2 protein-coding genes are annotated in these 917 nt (G+C 40.3%); both read left to right on the top strand.

Annotated elements, in window-relative coordinates:
• Nucleotides 1-436 (top strand): hypothetical protein (locus JCM12296_RS43035; RefSeq protein ID WP_218188466.1); only part of this gene is annotated, 436 nt, incomplete at its 5' end.
• Between the two features lie 21 nt (nt 437-457).
• Nucleotides 458-784 (top strand): hypothetical protein, encoded by a 327-nt coding sequence (locus JCM12296_RS35210; protein WP_218188465.1) that lies wholly within the window; start codon nt 458-460, stop codon nt 782-784.
• Nucleotides 785-917 lie beyond the last annotated feature (133 nt).

The following is a 917-nucleotide window of genomic DNA, read 5'->3' as shown; positions in this document are numbered from 1 at the left end:
CCTCATGAGGCCAATAACACCGGAAATAAGGGGTATTATTGGACTGATGAGGCCAATAATACGATTTCGTCTGCTAAAGAGACGTATTATAAGGCGACAGTTCGGTCGTCTAGTCCATGTTAGCGACCACACAAAAGGGAATATGAACAGTCAAGCACTGCAAAAACAAATAAACTGGTTGCCTGCCTGGTTTTCATTTGTTTTTGCAATTGTAACCTTTCTTTTTTTAAGAACTGGAAATCATGATTTTGCTGTAACAGCCTTATTTCTTTTCGTTCCAGGAAATATTATATCTTTATGCTGGTTGATATTCTATGGGTACAAAAAATTATTTAAGAAAAGCGAAAAGATAGATTTGGCATTCGTATTTGCACCTATAATTTGCTTGGTTGTTATTTGGTTTTCAATGAATCAAGTGATCACCAATTCATATTAAACCGCTAACAAGCGGGTGAACTTGAGCGGGCAAAACGACGCGCCCGCCAAGTTACCCGCAGCGTTCGCCAATTTATGCGGTGAAAATATTATGAGTAAGAATAATAAAGATATCTGGTTCCCTGCGATGAAATATGGAATCGGGTGGGGCCTGCCTACTACTTGGCAAGGATGGACTGTTTTCTTGATCTATACCGTTCTTGTGATTATTGGCGCGCTCTTTATAAAGCGATCTCCTTGGTTGATTATTCCCTTTATTATCTATGTTTTCGTTCTTACTGGAATCTTACTTTTCATATGTTGGAAAAAGGGAGAAAAACCCGAGTTGCGGTGGGGTAAAAAACTATGACCGTCGCCTGCGGCGAACCAGTCAGTTGAGAGGGACCGGGAGAAGCCGTGCATTTTTTAACATATTTTGTTAATAGACTTTCATTGTGTTCCGTAGAGGTTTCAGGTTTAAATCTCCCGGCCCCTCACTTCAC

Origin of the sequence: Desulfosarcina cetonica JCM 12296 (assembly GCF_001311845.1) — a bacterium.
GTDB classification, from domain to species: domain Bacteria; phylum Desulfobacterota; class Desulfobacteria; order Desulfobacterales; family Desulfosarcinaceae; genus Desulfosarcina; species Desulfosarcina cetonica.
Note: the sequence above shows the minus strand (reverse complement) of the source record. Positions and strands in the feature narration are given on the sequence as shown.